The organism is Acinetobacter sp. P8-3-8, from assembly GCF_000214135.1.
Classification (GTDB): Bacteria; Pseudomonadota; Gammaproteobacteria; order Pseudomonadales; family Moraxellaceae; genus Acinetobacter.
Window position 1 is genome coordinate 1 of the sequence record NZ_AFIE01000189.1, and the last position, 313, is coordinate 313.

Annotated in this window: 1 protein-coding gene; it reads left to right on the forward strand. The window is 37.7% G+C overall.

Annotation, left to right across the window (positions count from 1 at the left end; all coding sequences use genetic code 11):
- Window positions 1-313, forward strand: a 313-nt coding sequence (locus GGG_RS21130) for a hypothetical protein (protein ID WP_010118266.1), incomplete at both ends; no start/stop codon positions are given.

Genomic DNA, 313 nt, shown 5'->3' on the forward strand with positions numbered 1-313 from the left:
CAAATTATGTTTATGATCAGGCAGATCGTTTAATTTATAGCAATGAATCAGGACGTCAATTTTATCAATATGATGATCAAGATCAATTGTTGGCTGTGTGGAAAAGTGATAGCCAACATAAATTGAGCCGTTCTTGGTATCCAGCTCAAGTCTATGGTTATGATGCACAAGGTAATCGCCGCCTACAGTGGCAAAAAGCCAATAAACAACAACCAGAAGCCATAAATTTTTATCGTTATGGTGAAAATGCAGATGCTTCTGTACAGTTGCTTGGTGTATCGCGGCATCAAGTGAGTAAAGGAAATATACAAAC